Here is a 16986-nt window from a genome sequence, read left to right as displayed (position 1 = left end):
CCCGGCCCCCCGGCCCTACTCGTGCGGGATCTCGTCGATGACGGTGGCACCCAGCTCGCGGACGATGAGGTCATGGCCGGTCAGGGCGGTGTCGTCCAGATCCGGGTCGTCCTCGGCGGGCATATCGTCCTCGGGCGCGACCGGGGGCGGCTCCGGGGCCGCCTGCGGAGCGGGCGCCGGCGCGGGCCGCTCCGGCTGCGCCGGGGCGGGCGCGGGGGCCTGCGCCTGGGGGTGCGGCGGCGGGGCCACGGCCGGGGCGGGCGCGCTGTACGGAGCGGAGGGGGCGGCTCCGCCGCCGCTGGGATCGACGACCAGCTCGATCTTCCACTGCACCCCGAGCGCATCGCCCAGCGCCTGGCGGAGCACTTCCTCGCTGCCGCTGTTGGCGAAGCTGTCGCGGGCACCGGCATTGGAGAAGCCGACCTGGAGCGTGCTGCCGTCGAAGCCGGTGACCTGAGCGTTCTGGCTGAGCAGGATCCAGGTGAAGCGACGGCGGTTCTTCACCGCCTCCAGGACCTGCGGCCACATCTGACGGATCTGGCCGGCGTCACCACGGGGCTGAGCGGGAGGCTGGGGTGCCGTTTGGCCCGCGGCCGACTGGGGCTGCTGCGGTTGCTGGGATTGCTGGGCTTGCTGGTACGAGGCCGCGGGCGCACTCCGCACCGCCGCCGCGCCGCCGCCCTGGCCGGGGGCGGCCGCCGTGGGCCAGGCGCCCGGCCGCTGGACGGCCGCGGCGGACGCCGCCGGGGCGGACGAAGGCGCGGGGCCGCCCTGCCCCGGAGCGGCCGCGGTCGGCCAGGCGCCGGGGCGCGCACCGCCGTTCTGCGTGGCGGGGGCGGGTGCGGGTGCGGCGGGGGGCGCGGACGGCCCGGAGGGCGCGCTCACCGGTGCGGCGGGCGCGGGCGCACCGGGCGCGGGAGCGTCCGGCGCAGGCGCCTGCGCCGGTGCCTGCCCCTGGCCGCCCTGCTGACCACCCAGCTGACCACCCTGTATCGGTCCCTGCTGACCCCCCTGTGCTGCCGCCCCCTGGACAACCGCCGCGCGGGCCGCCGCCGGCCCGGACAGCCCGGGAGTGGCCGCCGGATCATGCCCCTGCGGCCCCGGCACATACCCGACACCGCCGCCCATACCTGCGGCCATAGCGCCACCACCGCCGCCGCCCGCGAAGGCGGCACCGCGCTCCAGCCGGTCCAGCCGGGCTCGTACCGACCGCTCGTCGTCGAAGGCGGCGGGCAGCAGCACCCGCGCACAGATCAGCTCCAGCTGAAGCCGCGGCGAGGTGGCCCCGCGCATCTCGGTCAGACCTTCGTTGACCAGATCGGCGGCCCGGCTGAGTTCGCCCGCCCCGAAGACGGCGGCCTGGGCCTGCATCCGCTCCACCACATCGGCCGGGGCGTCGATCAGCCCCTTCTCCGCCGCGTCCGGCACCGCGGCCAGGATCACCAGATCGCGCAGCCGCTCCAGCAGGTCCGCGACAAAGCGGCGCGGGTCGTTGCCGCCCTCGATGACCCGGTCCACCACCTCGAAGGCAGCACCGCCGTCGCCCGCGGCGAAGGCGTCCACCACGGCGTCGAGCAGCGAGCCATCGGTGTAGCCGAGCAGGGAGGTGGCCATGGCGTACGTCACACCGGCCTCGTCCGCACCGGCCAGCAGCTGGTCCATCACCGACATCGAGTCACGCACCGAGCCGGCCCCGGCCCGTACCACCAGCGGCAGCACCCCGTCCTCGACCGGGATCGCCTCCTGCTCGCAGACCTCGGCCAGGTAATCGCGCAGGGTGCCGGGCGGCACCAGCCGGAACGGATAGTGGTGGGTACGCGACCGGATGGTGCCGATGACCTTCTCCGGCTCGGTGGTCGCGAAGATGAACTTCAGATGCTCCGGCGGCTCCTCGACCACCTTCAGCAGGGCGTTGAAGCCCGCCGAGGTGACCATGTGCGCCTCGTCGATGATGTAGATCTTGTACCGGCTGGCGGCGGGCCCGAAGAAGGCCTTCTCCCGCAGCTCGCGGGCGTCGTCCACACCACCGTGGGAGGCGGCGTCGATCTCGATCACATCGATCGATCCGCGTCCGTTGCGCGCCAGGTCACGGCAGGACTGGCACTCGCCGCAGGGGGTGGGCGTGGGGCCCTGCTCACAGTTGAGACAGCGGGCCAGGATGCGCGCGCTGGTCGTCTTGCCACAGCCGCGCGGCCCGCTGAACAGGTACGCGTGATTGACCCGGTTGTTCCGCAGCGCCTGCTGCAGCGGGCCGGTTACATGCTCCTGCCCGATGACCTCGGCGAAGGACTCGGGACGGTAGCGGCGATAAAGCGCGAGGGACGACACACCTACGACGATATCGGGCCCCACCGACAAGTGGCCTCGGTCACAATCTCCCCACCCACCCCAACGCAAAGGGCCCCTCACGCACCCGCCAGAGCTCACTTACCCTTGCTGCCTTCCGGCCCTGGGGGAGTTCGGTGAGATAGCGCCACGTGAGGGGCTTGCCTCCCACCCTAGCGGATCCGGGAGGGTGCTCGGCCCCCTCCGCCCGATGTGATCAAGACCCCCGGGAACGGGTTCGCGAGCACTCCTCCGCGTCTTGTATTGTTTGCGGCGGAGGATTCGCCTAGAGGCCTAGGGCGCACGCTTGGAAAGCGTGTTGGGGGCAACCCCTCACGAGTTCGAATCTCGTATCCTCCGCACTCGCCCACCTGGGCAAACGAGGCCCCCGACCGGATTCCGGTCGGGGGTCTCGTCGTTGTCCGGTCGCAGTTTTGGTTGCAGTTGTCGTCAACGACCGCCCGAGCCACTCGGGACACCCTCTTGGTAACGGTTTCCGTTTTCATGTAGCGTTTACGCCACGCACCGACGACGGAGGTCTTCGTACCCATGGCCGTGCCCAAGCGGAAGATGTCCCGCTCCAATACCCGCCACCGCCGCGCCCAGTGGAAGGCGAGCACGCCCCAGCTGGTGCCGGTCACCATCGAGGGCGCCGTGCATCTGGTTCCGCAGCGCCTGGTGAAGGCGTATGAGCGCGGGCTGCTGCACCCGGAGGGCTGACGGGCCATGGCCACTGATCACCGGCTGCCGGTGACCGTCCTCTCCGGCTTCCTCGGCGCGGGCAAGACGACCCTGCTCAACCACGTCCTGGCCAACCGCGACGGGCTGCGCGTCGCCGTGGTCGTCAACGACATGAGCGAGATCAACATCGACGCCGCGCTGGTGCGGGGCGGCGAAGGCGCGCTGTCGCGGACCGAGGAGCGCCTGGTCGAGATGACCAACGGCTGCATTTGCTGCACCCTGCGGGACGATCTCCTGGACGAAGTGGACCGGCTGGCCCGCGAAGGCCGCTTCGACTACCTGCTCATCGAGTCGAGCGGCATCTCCGAACCGATGCCCGTCGCCGCCACCTTCGCCTTCCCCCGGGACGACGGCGCCACCCTCGGAGACCTGGCCCGGCTCGACACCATGGTCACGGTCGTGGACGCAGCGAACTTCCTCCCCGAGCTCGCGGGTGGCGACGGCCTGGTGGAGCGCGGCCTGGACCAGTACGAGGACGACGAGCGGACGGTGAGCGATCTCCTCATGGACCAGATCGAGTTCGCCGACGTCATCGTGGTCAACAAGCTCGATCTGGTGGACGCGGCGGATGCCGGCCGGCTCCGGGCGGCGCTCGCCCGTCTCAATCCGGCCGCCCGCATCGTGCCGGCCGAGCACGGCCGGGTGGACCCGTCCACGATCCTCGGCACCGGCCTCTTCGACCTGGAGCGTGCCCAGCAGGCGCCCGGGTGGGTCAGGGAGCTCAACGGCGACCACACGCCCGAGACCGAGGAGTACGGCATCTCCTCAACGGTCTTCCGCGCCGAGCGGGCCTTCCACCCGCAGCGCCTGTGGACATTCGTCACCGAGGAACTCGACTCGGGGACCTATGGCCAAGTGCTGCGTTCCAAGGGGTTCTTCTGGCTGGCCGGGCGTGATCGGGTGACCGGGCTGTGGTCGCAGGCCGGAGCCGTGGCCCGCTTCGAGCCCGCCGCTGCCCGCGAGCCGGGCGGACAAGGGCAGGAACTCGTCTTCATCGGCACGGAGTTGTGCCCGGAAGCACTGCAACAGGCGCTCTCCGCCTGCCTGGTGCGGCCGGACGAGGCAGGGACGTCATGGTCCGATCCCTTCCCCGCCTGGGACGTCCACGGCCTGGACGATGTCACCTGCGAGCACGACCACCACGAGCCGGAGGCAGTCGGCGAAATGACGCCGGCATCTGTCTCATTGTGGCCCTTGGCACAGTGGGCGGTGTCCGGCTAACCGCCACACTGGCACGGGCCGCCGGACTGGCATCCACAGCTGCAGCCCGGACCGCAGGTGCAGCCTGAACTGCATGTCGGGGACGGCGTGTTAACGGTCATGGCCCGCACTCCTTCTTCGCTGATGCGGTTGTCCATCCGAGCGAACACCCAGCTGCTTCTTGGTCGCAAGAGGGTGGGCGAGGGCAGCGGTTACGAGCCGCAGGGTTCACGTCGGCGGGCTGCGCCGGGGCGGTAGCCATGTGATGCGCGAGTCACCTTCTGCCGCATGACGTGTTTTCAGCCGACTTCTGGCAACTTTCGTGAATCCCCCGCGCGGTTAACACCGGAAGGGCAGGCTCTCCCGTCGGAACAGATCCGCTCATCGGGGGAGAAAAGAAGGATTTGCCATGCTGACCAGTACGCACACTTCTCACGCGAACCACACCCACCAGCACGGTGCGGGGTGCGGGCACGTCGCCGTACCGCACAGCGACCACATCGACTACGTCCACGACGGGCACCTGCACCGCATACACGAGGACCACACCGACGAGTGCGAGCCCGCCGGCCACACCGTCCACCAGGAGCACGCGCACCAGCACGGTGCGGGGTGCGGTCATGTCGCCGTGCCGCACGGCGACCACATGGACTACATCCACGACGGGCACCGTCACGCCCAGCACGACGGGCACTGGGACGACCACTGACCCCCGGGATGTCCGTGCCTGATCTGCCTTCCGGCCGCAGTCCGGGCGTGCCGGACATCGGTGAACCCTGAGGTCCGGGCGATCCGGTCCGCCCGCTTCTCCACCGGGCCGGATTCGACGGGCAGGCTGAGACCGCGCTCGGTGCAGATCGGGTAGTGGCGGTGGTCGGGGCCGGGGCAGTGGCGGAAGAGCCGCTCGCCACTGGTGTCGCGGAAGACGTCCGCACGGCCGGCCTCGGCCAGCGCGGTGAGGGTGCGGCAGACAGTGGAGAGGCCGACGGCTTCGCCGCCCTGGTCCGCCTGACCGGCATGAACCGCCACTCACCAGGGACGGACCGCCCGGCTAAGTGACCTGGAAGTTGGCCATCATGGCCATGTCCTCGTGTTCGAGGTTGTGGCAGTGCAGCATGTAGCGCCCCTTGTAGCCGGCGAACCGCACAAGGGCCTCCACCACTTCGTACGGGCGGACGTCCACAGTGTCCTTCCAGCCGGCGTCAGCGGCGGCCGGTGGTCTGCCGCCGCGGGCAACGACCTGGAACCGGGCCAGGTGTATGTGCACGGGGTGGTGGAAGTCGCTGCTGAAGCGCCATCGCTCCACGCTGCCCAGGCGTGGGGATGCCAGCACGGTGTCGGTGCTGAACGGCCGGCCGTTGATGGTCCACATCTGCCGGTCATCAGCGGTGTGGGTCCGCCGGAAGTCGAAGACCCGTACCGGCATCGCCGCGCTCGGCATGAGCTTGTCGAAGGAGGCGGCGAGGCGGGTCGGCACACGGCTGTCGTCCTTCCTCTCCCTGCGGACGACGTGGAAGCGCATGACCTCGCGCATGCCGCCCTGGGCCGCCGTGTTGCGCAGGGTGATGCGGCTGCCCACGGGAAAGGCGGCGAAGTCGATGACGGTGTCGCATCGTTCGCCGGGCGCGAGATCGACCGAGGCAAGTGGCTGGGGTGCGGCCAGCAGGCCGCCATCGCTGCCGATCTGGACGAACCGTCCGCGTCTGCCTCCCCCGGCCTCCAGGCGGAGCCGGTAGCGGCGGGCGTTGGAGGCATTGAGGAAGCGGAAGCGGTAGCGGACAGCGGACACTTCCAGGACGGGCCAGGGTGCGCCGTTGACGAGCTGGACGTCGCCGAGCACTCCGTCGGGGAAGGAGTCGTGGCTGTGGGCCGGGTAGCGGAAGGAGCCGTCCTCCTCGAAGGAGCGGTCGCACAGCATCAGCGGGATGTCGCGTTCGCCGCCGGGCAGCGGGAGCCGGGCTTCTTCCTCGTCGCGGATGAGGAAAAAGCCCGCCAGGCCACGCCAGACCTGTGGGGCGCTGAAGTCCATGCGGTGGTCGTGGTACCAGAGCGTCGCAGCGCGTTGCGGCAGCGGGTACTCGTAGGTGCGGTGGCCCACGGCTGTCCGGCCCTCGTGGGCGCCCGCCATGCCGCCGTGGATCCGATGCGCCTGGCCGGGTGAGCAGCGGTCGGGCAGCAGCAGGTCGGTGGGGTATCCGTCGGACTCCGGCGGAGTAACGCCGCCGTGCAGGTGCGTCACCGTCGGGACGGTGAGGCTGTTGCGCACCTCAAGCACCGTCCTGCGCCCCGAATGGGCACTGAAGGTCGGGCCGGGAAAGATTCCGTCGTACCCCCACACCGTGGTCTTGAGGCCCGGCAGTATCTCGATGCGGCCCTCACGCTGCTCGACCGCGTAGACGTCGGCTCCCTGCTCGCCGCGCACCGGCCGGGCCACCGGCGGCACCGGCAGCGGAACACCGAATGGTTCGGGCAGCAGCGCCTTGCTGGCAAGGACCCGCTCAGTCGGTGCGCCGGCCAGCTGGGACCAGCCCGCCGCCCCCACGGTCACCGCTGCCCCGGTACCTGCCGCCAGCCCCAGGATCCTCCGTCGGCTCGGGCGCTTCACTCGGCCACCTCCGCCATGGACGGCCCGGTCTGCGGCGTGGTGCTGGTGCGATAGGTGAACGCCCAGTACGTCAGGGCCGTCGCGCAGCCGAAGATGGCCATCCCCAGCGGCATATGGGCCGCCAGCACACGGGCTTCACCGAGCCCTTGTTGCACACTCACCAGGCAGGCGAGCACCGCGCTCGCCGCCGCCGGCCCGCCCGGCGCGCGCAGCAGACGCCACACAACCACCGCGACCACGGTCTGGACGACCGTGAGCGCGCTCAGCACACCGGCGTTGGCCGCGTGCCAGGCCAGCAGATCGAGATCGCCCGTGACGAACAGGCCGGCCAGGGCCGCCTGGAGGAGCGTGTCCAGGAGTACGAGTACGGCCGTGGCGCGCAGCAGTCGTACCGGCCAGCGGCGCTCATACCCCGCTCGCGCGCTCACCGGGATTCGGTCCGGCTGCCCTGGGCCTGCTCGTACGCCTGGAAGCCGTCCTCGACGCCCAGGAAGATCTCGCCGAAGGTCAGGTAGCCCTCACTGACCACGGGAGTGTCGCGCAGGCCCTCGACCAGGAAGTAGTAGGCGCCCAGGTCCTCGGTCTCCAGCACGACGAAGTCCGAGAAGCGGCCGTTGAACGCCTCGGCGTCGAAGAAGCGGGCCCTCACCCGGTCTGCGTAGGTGGCGAAGACCGGCTCCAGATGCGTTGCGCGCATCGCGTTGCGCTGCTCCCGGGAGAGCGCCAGCCATCGCTGGGTGACCGTGTAGGTGAGGACGATGCCGTACTTCATAAGAGCTCCCCCTGAGTAGTTGCTAACGCTGTTAACTTTCCGGAGTGAGCTAAAGTTACAGGCGTTAACTTTGTCAAGTGGGAAGGCAGGGCAGGCCGCTGTGGAGAGCACTCCAGGAACCTCCGGAACCTCCACGGGCCGGCGCCGCCACCGCGTCCGCGAAGAGGCGCTGGCCGAGATCCTGCGCACCGGCCGGCGGCTGCTGGTCGAGGAAGGACCGGCCGCCGTCACGCTGCGCGCCATCGCCCGCGAGATGGGCATGACCGCGCCGGGCCTGTACCGCTACTACGCCGGTCATCGGGATCTGATCCAGGCGCTGGCCTCGTCCCTCTACGACGAACTGGCCGACAGCCTGGCCGCCGCCCGCGATCGCCATCCGGCCGCCGAACCCGGCCGGCAGCTCCGCGAGGTGTGCCAGGAGCTGCGCCGCTGGGCGCTGGCCCATCCCCGCGAGTTCGGGCTGCTGTTCGCCAAGCCGGTCAGCGACACCGACACCACACCCGGGACCGCCGCGCACGACTCGGGCTGGCGCTTCGGCGGAGTCATCCTCGACCTCATGGTCCAGCTGTGGCGGAACGGCGGCATCCAGCCGCCGACCGGCCTGGACCCTGCCTGGGCGGCCCAGTTGGAGGAGGTCCGCGAACACCTCTCCGGCGAACCCGTGCCCCTGGAGGCCATCTACGTCTTCGTCGCCTGCTGGGCCCGCCTCTACGGAGCCGTCGCCGTCGAGGTCTTCGGCCACCTCGACTTCGCCCTCACCGACCCGGGACCGCTCTTCGACCGCACCATCGACGAAGTCCTGGCCGCCTTGGGCGAGCCTCTCATTTAACGCCCCCGCAGCTTCCAAATGCCGGCCGGCGTTGCAGGGGCGGGCGTCTCTGCGCTCGACGGCGCAGGGGCCTGGCTCTGCGTGCCCGGTTCGCTCTGGCCGGCGCGGCAACCTTTTCCGGAACGGCGGCAACTGACGGGCGATCCCGAAGGTGATCACACCCTGACGTCCGATCCCAATGCCGCCTGCCGCCATCGCACCGCCGAGCCGAAAAGGTGCGCGCGGCAGGGCCGAAGCAAGGAGTGGCCCCATGAAAGAGACGGATCCCACGGTGAGCGACCGCCGTCGGCGCGCGCACGCGGCCGGTGGCGTACGGCGCCCGCGTGGGCGCCACCGGCGGCGCTGGACCACGCTGAGCCTGGCACTGGGGGTGCCCGCCGTACTCGGTCCCTGCCTGCTGTTTGTGCGGGCCGGTTCGAACGCCGCGACGGTGGATCCCGACGACTACTACACCTTGGTGTCCGCCCGCGGCGACACGGCGCTGGGCGTGCCCGGGACGGACGCCTCGGACGGCGACCGGATACGGCAGGAGAGCCGCGAGGCCGATGCCGCGAGCCAGCAGTGGCGGCTGAGGCCGACCGCGGACGGCTACTACGAGCTGGAGAACCGCAGCACCCACAAGGTCATCGGAGTGCGGGACGCCACGTCCAAGTCGCTCGCCACCGTCGAGCAGCAGACCGACCACGGTTCGGCCGCGCAGCAGTGGCGGATGCAGCATCTGGGCGGCGGAGCGGTGAAGTTCGTCTCCCGCACAAGCGGGATGGTGCTGGATGTGTCGGGCGGCGGCAGCGGTGCGGACGGACCATCCGCCCGGTACGCCGGCCGGAGCGGTACCAACCAGCAGTGGCGGCTGGTGAAGGCATCCCCCAGGAGTGGATACACCTGGCACAACGCGCAGATCGTCGGCGGCGGGTTTGTGACCGGGCTGGTCTTCAACCCCACCCGTAAGGACCTGTTGTACGCCCGGACCGATATCGGCGGCGCGTACCGCTGGGACGCGGCCGCCGGCCAGTGGATCCCGCTGACCGACTGGATCGGTGATGCCGACCGGAACCTGCTGGGCATCGAGAGCCTGGCGACCGACCCGGTCGATCCCAACCGGCTGTACCTCGCGAGCGGCACCTACACCAATGAGTGGGCGGGCAATGGAGCGATCCTCCGCTCGACCGACCAGGGGCGGACGTTCCGGCGCACCGACCTGCCGTTCAAGCTGGGCGGCAACGAGGACGGGCGGTCGATGGGTGAGCGGCTGGTGGTGGACCCGTCCGACCACAGCAGGCTCTACCTGGGCACCCGCAAGAACGGCCTCTGGCGCAGCACCGACTACGGCGCGACCTGGAGCCAGGTCGGCAGCTTCCCCGTCAAGGACGGTGCGAGCAGCGGCGTCGGCCTGTCCTTTGTGACCTTCGGCCGGCCGGGCAGCAAGACGGTCTATGCAGGCGTGGCGGACAAGACCGCCTCCCTGTACCGCTCCACCGACGGCGGCAGCACCTGGCAGGCCGTCCCCGGCCGGCCGACGGGGCAGCTGCCGCAGCACGGGGTGGTGTCCGGCGACGGCTCGCTCTATCTGACGTACACCAACACACCGGGCCCCAACGGAGTGACGGCGGGATCGGTGTGGAAGTACACACCGGCCACCGGGGCCTGGCAGAACACCTCGCCGTCCGGCGGCGGTTATGGCTTCGCCGGCCTGGCGGTCGATCCGCGGCACCCGGCCACGGTGATGGTCACCACGCTGGACCGCTGGTGGCCCTCCGACGAGCTCTACCGGTCCACCGACGGTGGCGCCACCTGGAAGGCGCTCGGCGCGACCTCGGTGCGCGACGACTCCGCGGCACCGTATGTGGGTACCGGCATCGGGCACTGGATGGGCACGCTGGCCATCGACCCCTTCGACTCCGGGCATGTGCTGTACGGCACCGGATCGGGCATATGGGGCAGCACCGATGTGACCGCGGCGGACAGCGGGCGGCCGACGCACTGGACGATCCCGGCCAAGGGCCTGGAGGAGACCGTGGCGCTCGGGCTGATCAAGCCTCCGGGCCTCCCGCTGATCAGCGCGCTCGGCGATGTCAGCGGATTCCGGCACATCGACCTGACCAAGGTCCCCGCCAAGGCACTGACCGGACCGAAGTTCACCAACACCACGGGCCTCGACTTCGCACAGCGGAAGCCGGAGTTCATGGTGCGCGTCGGCCTCGGCAACGCGCAGCACGGCGCCTACTCGACCGACGGTGGAGCGAACTGGGCGCCGTTCGCGACGGCGCCGGTGGGTGACGCGGGCGGCGGTTCCGCGGCCGTCTCGGCCGATGGCGCAACGGTGGTGTGGACCCCGGCCGGCCAGGTGCCGTTCCGCTCAACTGACCGCGGCGCGTCCTGGGCGGCGGTCTCGGGCCTGCCCAAGGACGCGGTCGTGATCGCCGACCGTTCGGCGGCGAGCACGTTCTACGCCCTCAGCGGCGGCACCCTCTACGCCAGCACCGACGGCGGGAAGCACTTCACCGCCCGGGCCACCGGTCTGGGTGACGGGCAGCTCAAGGCGGTGCCGGGCGTCGCCGGTGACCTGTGGATCGCGGGCGGGGGCAATGGACTCCAGCACTCCACCAATGCCGGGGCGAGCTTCACCAAGGTCGCCGGTGTGCAGCAGGCGACCGCCGTCGGCTTCGGCAAGGCCGCGCCGGGCGCCCGCTACCAGGCCCTCTACCTCAGCGGAAAGGTGAAGGGCGTCAGCGGGCTGCTCCGGTCCACTGACGGCGGCTCGACCTGGGTCCGGATCAATGACGACCGGCACCAGTTCGGCGGGAGCGCCATCAGCGTCCTCACGGGCGACCCCGATGTATACGGCCGGGTCTACCTGGGCGGCTACGGCCGCGGCGTGGTTTACGGCGACCCCTCCTGACCCATCCGGCCCGTGGGCGGAACGGCGGGTACGCGCCGTTCCGCCCGCGGTGCCGGCCGGCCGCACCCGGTCGCGATCACCGTGCGGCAGGCGGGTCAGCGCTGCAGGGTGAGCAGGCCCGGCCGCCACGGCAGCCGGTCGTAGGGGCCGGTCGCGGCGGGGGACTTCCCCTGGTAGAGGAACTGCAGGTGACAGGGGTCGATGGTCATGGTCTGGTCGGGGTTGTTGCGGACCAGGTCGCCATGGCTGATGTCGTTGGTCCAGGTGGCACCGCTGTTGGCCTTGCCCGCGAAGGGGTTGCTCTCGCTTGCGGCCTGCGGGGTCCATGAACCGCTCAGGGCAGAGGCCGTGAACGAGCGGAAGTAACGCTGCTCATTCGCACCCCGAGCCTCGACGATCATGAGGTACTGGTTCCGGCCCTGGACCTTGTAGACCTGCGGCGCCTCGAACAGGTCCTTTGTCGGGCCGCTCAGGACCGTCGTATACGAGGAGCCGAAGTTGCCCGGGAAGTTCCCGATCGGCATGCTCGCCCGGTAGATCTTGCCGTTGTCACCGGCGAAGAACAGGTACATGTTCCGGCCGTCACCGATCAGGGTCTGGTCGATCGGTGCGGAGTGGGGGACGCTTCCGGTGAACAGCGGCTGCGGCGCGGACCAGCCATTGGGGTTCGTGGGATCGCTCGATGTGCGGTAGCTGAAGGGCCACCCACCCCACTGGTACGCCAGTACCCAGATCTTCTTGGGCGCGAAGTAGAACAGCGTGGGCGCCACCGCGATCTGGCCCATCCCGGTCTGGCGGGCCGATGCCATGTCCGACCAGTCCTTGAAGGGGCCGAACATCATCGAGCCATAGGACGAGCCCGACACATTCGACGCATAGACCAGGTGCTTGCCGTTGAACACCACATCGGTGAAGTCCTTGACCGCGGCCCACCCGTTCGCCGGCTGCGCCAACGCACCCGTCGATGTCCACCGGTATGTCGAGGGAAGGTCACAGGTGCCGCCCGTCGGCGCGGCCGGCCAGAAGTTCCAGTGCTGGTTGGCGCCGCCGTTGGCCTTCCCGGTCCGGACGGGAGTGCCGTTGGCGGTCCGGCCGCCGGGGGTCTCCAGCGCCCGGCCGCTGGCCGCATTGATGAGCGTGTACGAGCCATCACTGTTGCGAACGGCCCGCCAGTGCTGGTTGGCGCCGCCGTTGGCGTCCCGGACCTCCGCCCTCGTCCCCTTGCCCGTCCGGCCGCCCGGCTCCTCCAGTACCCGGCCGCCGGCGACGTTGGTCAGCGTGTAGGAGCCGTCATCGTTACGGACGGCCCGCCACTGCTGGTTGGCGGCCCGGCCGTTGGCGTCCCACACCTGGAGCGGGGTGCCGTTGCCGTTCTGTCCCGCGGGCTCGTCGAGAACGCGTCCGGCGGCCACGCCGGAGAGGGTGTAGACCGCGCCGGAGGTGATGCCCCCGTCCGCTGTGCCGTTGCTGCTGCCGCCCAGGGCGGTGAGCACCGCGCGGTGGGCGGGCTTCTTGTTGCCGGCCGCGTCGAACAGCAGCGGGTTCTCACCGGTGCGCCAGGAGTCGCTGTCCCGGATGCCCCACACCGTGATGCCCTTGCAGCGGGCGACGTTTATGCACGCCCGGGCGGCGTTGGCGTACGCGGCAGGCGACGCCTGAGCGATGTCGAGCTCGGTGATCTGGACGTCCACGCCCAGAGCGGCGAAGTTGGCCAGGGTGGTGCGGAAGCTTGCCGGGGGGCCGCCGGCGCCGAAGTGGCTCTGGAAGCCGACGCAGTCGATGGGCACACCGCGGGACTTGAAGTCCTTGACCATCGCATAGACGCCCTGCGTCTTGGCATCGGTCCAGTTCTCGGTGTTGTAGTCGTTGTAGCAGAGCTTGGCCGAGGGGTCGGCCTTCCGGGCGGTGCGGAAGGCTTCCTCGATGAAGCCATTGCCGAGCACATTCTGGAAGACCGAGCCGCGGTGCTGTGAGGAGCCGTCGGCGAAGGCCTCGTTGACCACGTCCCAGGCGTAGATCTTGCCCTTGAAGTGGCTCATCTCGGTGGTGATGTGGTTGTCCAGCACGCTGCGCAGCGCGTTCGGGTCGGTGATGGATCCGACCCAGCCGGGCAGCTGCCGGTGCCACACCAGGGTGTGGCCGCGCACCCGCTGCCGGTGCGCGGCGGCGTGGCCGGTGATCGAGTCGGCGGGGGCGAAGTGGAACACCCCGCGGGAAGGCTCGGTGGTGTCCCACTTCATCTCGTTCTCCGGGGTGACCATGTCGAATTCCCGGTCGAGAATGCCGGAGTACGCCGGGTCCCCGAGCTTGCCCGAGGACACCGCCGTACCGAAGTAGCGGCCGCTGCCGGCCGCCGCAGCGGCAAGCGTGCCGGCATTCGGCGGGTGTGCGGCCTGAGCGACCAGGGGTACGGCGGCACCCGCGGCGGCGAGGACCACGGCGGCGGCGAGTACGCGGCGGGTGGCCGGACGGCGACGATGGGAGCGGTTCTGGTGTGACAACGGCATGTCCTCCTGGCACAGCGGGGCTCCAACCGGCCCCGACTGCCCGTCAGTTGCCGCCAGTGGCACAAAGGTTGCCTCGATCGGGGGAGGCATTTTCACGGCCGCCGGCCCCACGTTCACCGGGCCGGAACGAACCCTCCCCGGACCGACGCGGAGCCGCCCGGCCCCTGCCCGTCCACGCGGTAGCCGTCGCCCGCGGCACTGCGGACGCCGGCGGCATGGTTGAACTGGGCGGCAAACTCATGGCTCCCGGCCGGCACGGTCAGACCCGGCTTGAGGACCCAGCGGTAGACCAGCGTGCCGCCGGCCTCCTGGACGCTCACCGTGAAGTCACCACCCGGCAGCGTCTGCCAGCTACCGGTGCTCTGCACCCCGCCGGTCTGCGCAAACCGCATCTCGACCGTGAGCGAGGTGAGCGGCTGGGTGGTCTTGAGGACGAGGTTGCTCTGCGTCCAGTAGACATTGCTGTGCGGGTCCACCGATCCGGCCGACCACAGAGCCCCTTTCTGGCTGTCGCCGATGGCCGGCGAAGGACTGGCGGTCGGCGAAGGACTGGTGGCCCGCGGAGCCGGGCGTGAGCTCTCCGGGGTGGTGACCGGGGGCGGCCCGACCCGGGTGGGGCGGTCCGAGGCCGGTTGCGAGGAGCCGGCGGTCGGGGACGGGGTGGCGGGTGCGGGCACGGTGGCCGACGGCGACGAGCCGGCGACGATGGCCGCGACGGCGAGACCGCCGGTCGCCAGGACGCCGACGGCGGCCAGACCGGCGAACGCGACTCCGGTCCCGGACCTCGTCAACGGCCATGCACGGTGCCGGACGGCGGGGCCGGCCATGCCGCGTTGCACCCGGGCCAGCATCCTCGCGCGGTCGGGCCGGTGAGCCTCGGCGGCTTCGCGCAGTTGACGGGCGAACTCCTCGTTCACCGGTTCCTCCTCCCTGCCACCAGGTCCCCGGCCGCTCGCCCGCCAAGTAGCCTTTCCAGTTCGGCCATTCCCTTCGAGGTCTGGCTCTTCACCGTACCGACCGAGATGCCCAGCGCCACCGCCGTGTCCTTCTCCGACAGGTCGAAGGCATGCCGCAGCACCACACAGGCGCGCTTGCGGAACGACAGCCGGGCGAGCGCCGCGCGGACGTCCAGCACATCCGCCACATCCGGCCCCTCCACCTTCTGGGGACTGCGGGACCAGAACAGCGTGATCCGGCGTCGCTCCCGCACCGCGCTGCGGATCCGTCCGCGCGCCAGGTTGGCCACCACACCACGGGCGTATGCGAGCGGCTGGCGGGCCTGCCGCAACCGGTCCCAGCGCTGCCACAGAGCGACCAGGGCATCCGCTGCGAGATCGTCCGCCGCGTCGGTCTCGCCGGTCAGGAGATGTGCCAGACGGGCGAGTTCGGCATAGTGGCGTTCGAAGAATTCATGGAACTCCGCGGACGCGTCATCGAGGAGCATCCCTCGGTCGCCCTCTCCTGACAGTGATATGCGCGTGGACAACGGGGGCGCAGCGTAACAACGCCCAGTACGGGGGCCGAACGGCGCTTGTGCTCGGTTCCCGGCCGGTGGCAGCCAACCGGCGGGCTGTTCAATGGCGGGCAAACCGGACGCCGGTCGGCTGTGCGACGCTCGCGTCGGCGGACAGGACGTGGTTGCGGTCGGCACGGGGCAACTGCCGCCGGCCGCCGGCGCCTGTTCCGCTCCCGGTGCGGGCGGTCAAATCCCGGCATACCGGCACACCGGCGACCAGCAGCCCCAAGACCAGCAGCCCCAAGGAAATGCCCGCGCCCGGTCCGCGCCCGCGCCACGGTTGCGGCGCGGCGTGCTTCGTTGCCCTCATGCCCGTCCATCCGGTAGTCCGACTCGTCCTTTCGGCACCCAGTTGCCGCAGGGGAGGAAAAGGTTGCCGCCCGGACACTGATTTTTTTCGGCGTCCCCGGCCTGCGCCTGGCCCGTAGCCACCCGAGCCGTACTCCGTTCCTGGCCCGGCCGGGCCGGTCGGGACCGCCCTATGCTCACCGGTCATGGACTGGCTCGAACGCACCGCGAAACTGAGGCAGTGGAGCCGGAGCGGTACCCGCGCCCCGCACAAGCCGCTGTTGCTGCTGTACGCCCTGGGCCGGTTCCAGCGGGATGCCGAGGGCGAACTGCGGTACAGCGCCGTGGAAGAGGACCTGAAGCAGCTGCTCGCCGAGTACGGCCCGGCCAACCGGACCACGCCCGCATATCCGTTCCACCACCTGGCCGGCGACGGGGTGTGGGAGGTGCGCACCGATCGCGGTCCCGGCAGTCCGGGCAGCGGGGTAAGGGAGTTGAGGGCGTCGGGGGCCACCGGGCGGCTGGCGCCGGACTTACGGGCGGCGCTGCGGCGGGACCCCTCGCTGCTCGGCCGGATGGCCCGGGTTCTGCTCGATCTGCACTTTCCGCCCTCGCTGCACGGCGAGTTGAGCGAGGCCGTGGGACTGGAACCGGAGCCGGCGGCTACCGGACCGCTCGGGGCCGCGCGGAGGCAGCGGGACCGGCGAATGCGGGAACTGGTGCTGACCGCCTATGAGTACCGCTGTGCCTTTTGCGGCTACGACGGCAGGATCGGCGCCATGCCCGTCGGCCTGGAAGCCGCCCATGTGCGCTGGTGGTCCTTCGGCGGCCCGGACGACGTCGAGAACGGACTGTGTCTGTGCTCGCTGCACCACAAGCTCTTCGACAAGGGCGTCCTCGGAGTCGGCGACGGCCACCGCATCCTGGTCTCACAGCGGTTCACCGGCCACAGCCCGGCCGCCCGCGAGCAGGTCATAGCGCTCGCGGGTCGTCCGCTCGTCGGCCCTCAACCGGGTGTCAGCGCCATCGCGCCGTCCCATCGCGCCTGGCATGTCAGCCAGGTGTTCCACGGCAGCCCGCGTCCGGCCACAGCGGTCTGACCGCCCGAGGTGCAGCGCCCGGGGCGGCGTGCCCCGGCTTTCGCTCCCGCACCTGCGGGTGGCCGAGGCGCCGGCACCCATCACCGGCACCGCTCCGGCGGAACCGCCGGGAGCGGTGGACGGGCGGATGGCGGCACCGCTGCGGCCTGCTCCCGGCCGAGTCGGCCGCCCACCGGGGTTTCACCCGGCTCGTCCTGCGCCGGC

General features: G+C 70.8%; 14 protein-coding genes, 1 tRNA gene and 1 other RNA gene. 7 read left to right on the top strand and 9 right to left on the bottom strand.

The genetic code is table 11. The features are described from left to right. Window positions 1-15: 15 nt before the first annotated feature. Both CV755_RS24725 and ffs read right to left on the bottom strand, forming a co-directional pair. Window positions 16-2328 carry a DNA polymerase III subunit gamma and tau gene (locus CV755_RS24725; protein ID WP_109283497.1) on the bottom strand — a complete coding sequence of 771 codons (2313 nt, stop codon included), beginning with the start codon at window positions 2326-2328 and terminating at the stop codon, window positions 16-18. 66 nt (window positions 2329-2394) lie between these two features. Beyond that, an RNA gene (gene ffs, locus CV755_RS24720) (signal recognition particle sRNA small type) lies at window positions 2395-2489 on the bottom strand. Window positions 2490-2600: 111 nt separating this feature from the next. Between ffs and CV755_RS24715 the strand changes: the two genes are divergently transcribed. From CV755_RS24715 to CV755_RS24700, 4 genes are all read left to right on the top strand, one after another. Further along, window positions 2601-2685 (top strand) — tRNA-Ser (locus CV755_RS24715). Between the two features lie 189 nt (window positions 2686-2874). Continuing rightward, entirely contained in the window at window positions 2875-3045 is a 171-nt protein-coding gene (rpmF, locus tag CV755_RS24710) for a 50S ribosomal protein L32 (RefSeq protein WP_109282477.1), read from the top strand. A 6-nt stretch (window positions 3046-3051) separates the two neighbouring features. Further along, window positions 3052-4287 carry a GTP-binding protein gene (locus CV755_RS24705; protein WP_109282476.1) on the top strand — a complete coding sequence of 412 codons (1236 nt, stop codon included), beginning with the start codon at window positions 3052-3054 and terminating at the stop codon, window positions 4285-4287. 388 nt (window positions 4288-4675) lie between these two features. Next, window positions 4676-4975, top strand: coding sequence for a hypothetical protein (locus CV755_RS24700; RefSeq protein WP_109282475.1), 300 nt, complete (start codon window positions 4676-4678; stop codon window positions 4973-4975). Here CV755_RS24700 and CV755_RS24695 read toward each other — a convergent pair. Genes CV755_RS24695 through CV755_RS34770 form a run of 4 tightly spaced genes read right to left on the bottom strand, consistent with a single transcriptional unit; the run spans window position 4939 to window position 7643 of the window. Further along, the gene (locus tag CV755_RS24695) at window positions 4939-5295 is read right to left on the bottom strand and encodes a transcriptional repressor (protein WP_109282474.1); all 357 of its coding nucleotides are present in this window, start codon (window positions 5293-5295) and stop codon (window positions 4939-4941) included. The two genes, CV755_RS24700 and CV755_RS24695, sit on opposite strands and share 37 nt — an antisense overlap. A gap of 22 nt (window positions 5296-5317) precedes the next feature. Then, a complete protein-coding gene (locus CV755_RS24690; RefSeq protein ID WP_109282473.1) occupies window positions 5318-6871 on the bottom strand; it encodes a multicopper oxidase family protein in 1554 nt (517 codons plus the stop codon). Beyond that, window positions 6868-7299: a hypothetical protein gene (locus CV755_RS24685; protein ID WP_109282472.1), complete on the bottom strand. Its 432-nt coding sequence runs from the start codon at window positions 7297-7299 to the stop codon at window positions 6868-6870. The genes CV755_RS24690 and CV755_RS24685 overlap by 4 nt, the downstream gene beginning before the upstream one ends. Then, window positions 7296-7643 carry a darcynin family protein gene (locus CV755_RS34770; RefSeq protein ID WP_161968745.1) on the bottom strand — a complete coding sequence of 116 codons (348 nt, stop codon included), beginning with the start codon at window positions 7641-7643 and terminating at the stop codon, window positions 7296-7298. The genes CV755_RS24685 and CV755_RS34770 overlap by 4 nt, the downstream gene beginning before the upstream one ends. A gap of 100 nt (window positions 7644-7743) precedes the next feature. On the opposite strand from CV755_RS34770, the gene CV755_RS24675 reads away from it, so the two are divergent. Next, a complete protein-coding gene (locus CV755_RS24675) occupies window positions 7744-8472 on the top strand; it encodes a TetR/AcrR family transcriptional regulator (protein WP_161968744.1) in 729 nt (242 codons plus the stop codon). Between the two features lie 250 nt (window positions 8473-8722). Beyond that, window positions 8723-11371 (top strand): RICIN domain-containing protein, encoded by a 2649-nt coding sequence (locus CV755_RS24670; protein ID WP_109282470.1) that lies wholly within the window; start codon window positions 8723-8725, stop codon window positions 11369-11371. A 95-nt stretch (window positions 11372-11466) separates the two neighbouring features. Here the strand turns inward: CV755_RS24670 and CV755_RS24665 are convergent, their stop codons facing one another. From CV755_RS24665 to CV755_RS24655, 3 genes are all read right to left on the bottom strand, one after another. Beyond that, complete coding sequence (locus CV755_RS24665) at window positions 11467-13878, bottom strand: non-reducing end alpha-L-arabinofuranosidase family hydrolase (protein WP_109282469.1); 2412 nt, start codon at window positions 13876-13878, stop codon at window positions 11467-11469. Window positions 13879-13991: 113 nt separating this feature from the next. Continuing rightward, a complete protein-coding gene (locus CV755_RS24660) occupies window positions 13992-14795 on the bottom strand; it encodes a hypothetical protein (RefSeq protein WP_109282468.1) in 804 nt (267 codons plus the stop codon). Beyond that, on the bottom strand, window positions 14792-15322 hold the full coding sequence (locus CV755_RS24655; RefSeq protein WP_109282467.1) for a SigE family RNA polymerase sigma factor: 531 nt from the start codon (window positions 15320-15322) through the stop codon (window positions 14792-14794). Before CV755_RS24655 ends, CV755_RS24660 begins: the two co-directional genes overlap by 4 nt. A gap of 566 nt (window positions 15323-15888) precedes the next feature. Between CV755_RS24655 and CV755_RS24650 the strand changes: the two genes are divergently transcribed. Then, the gene (locus CV755_RS24650) at window positions 15889-16782 is read left to right on the top strand and encodes a phosphorothioated DNA-binding restriction endonuclease (protein WP_109282466.1); all 894 of its coding nucleotides are present in this window, start codon (window positions 15889-15891) and stop codon (window positions 16780-16782) included. Window positions 16783-16986 lie beyond the last annotated feature (204 nt).

Origin of the sequence: Streptomyces orinoci (assembly GCF_003121295.1) — a bacterium.
GTDB lineage: Bacteria > Actinomycetota > Actinomycetes > Streptomycetales > Streptomycetaceae > Streptomyces > Streptomyces orinoci.
This window is presented reverse-complemented; position numbering and strand designations above follow the sequence as displayed.

Coding starts and splice junctions, on each gene's coding strand:
- CV755_RS24670 (WP_109282470.1), top strand. CDS start 8,723: ATGAAAGAGACGGATCCCACGGTGAGCGACCGCCGTCGGCGCGCGCAC.
- CV755_RS24650 (WP_109282466.1), top strand. CDS start 15,889: ATGGACTGGCTCGAACGCACCGCGAAACTGAGGCAGTGGAGCCGGAGC.
- CV755_RS24700 (WP_109282475.1), top strand. CDS start 4,676: ATGCTGACCAGTACGCACACTTCTCACGCGAACCACACCCACCAGCAC.
- CV755_RS34770 (WP_161968745.1), bottom strand. CDS start 7,643: ATGAAGTACGGCATCGTCCTCACCTACACGGTCACCCAGCGATGGCTG.
- CV755_RS24665 (WP_109282469.1), bottom strand. CDS start 13,878: ATGCCGTTGTCACACCAGAACCGCTCCCATCGTCGCCGTCCGGCCACC.
- CV755_RS24655 (WP_109282467.1), bottom strand. CDS start 15,322: ATGCTCCTCGATGACGCGTCCGCGGAGTTCCATGAATTCTTCGAACGC.
- rpmF (WP_109282477.1), top strand. CDS start 2,875: ATGGCCGTGCCCAAGCGGAAGATGTCCCGCTCCAATACCCGCCACCGC.
- CV755_RS24705 (WP_109282476.1), top strand. CDS start 3,052: ATGGCCACTGATCACCGGCTGCCGGTGACCGTCCTCTCCGGCTTCCTC.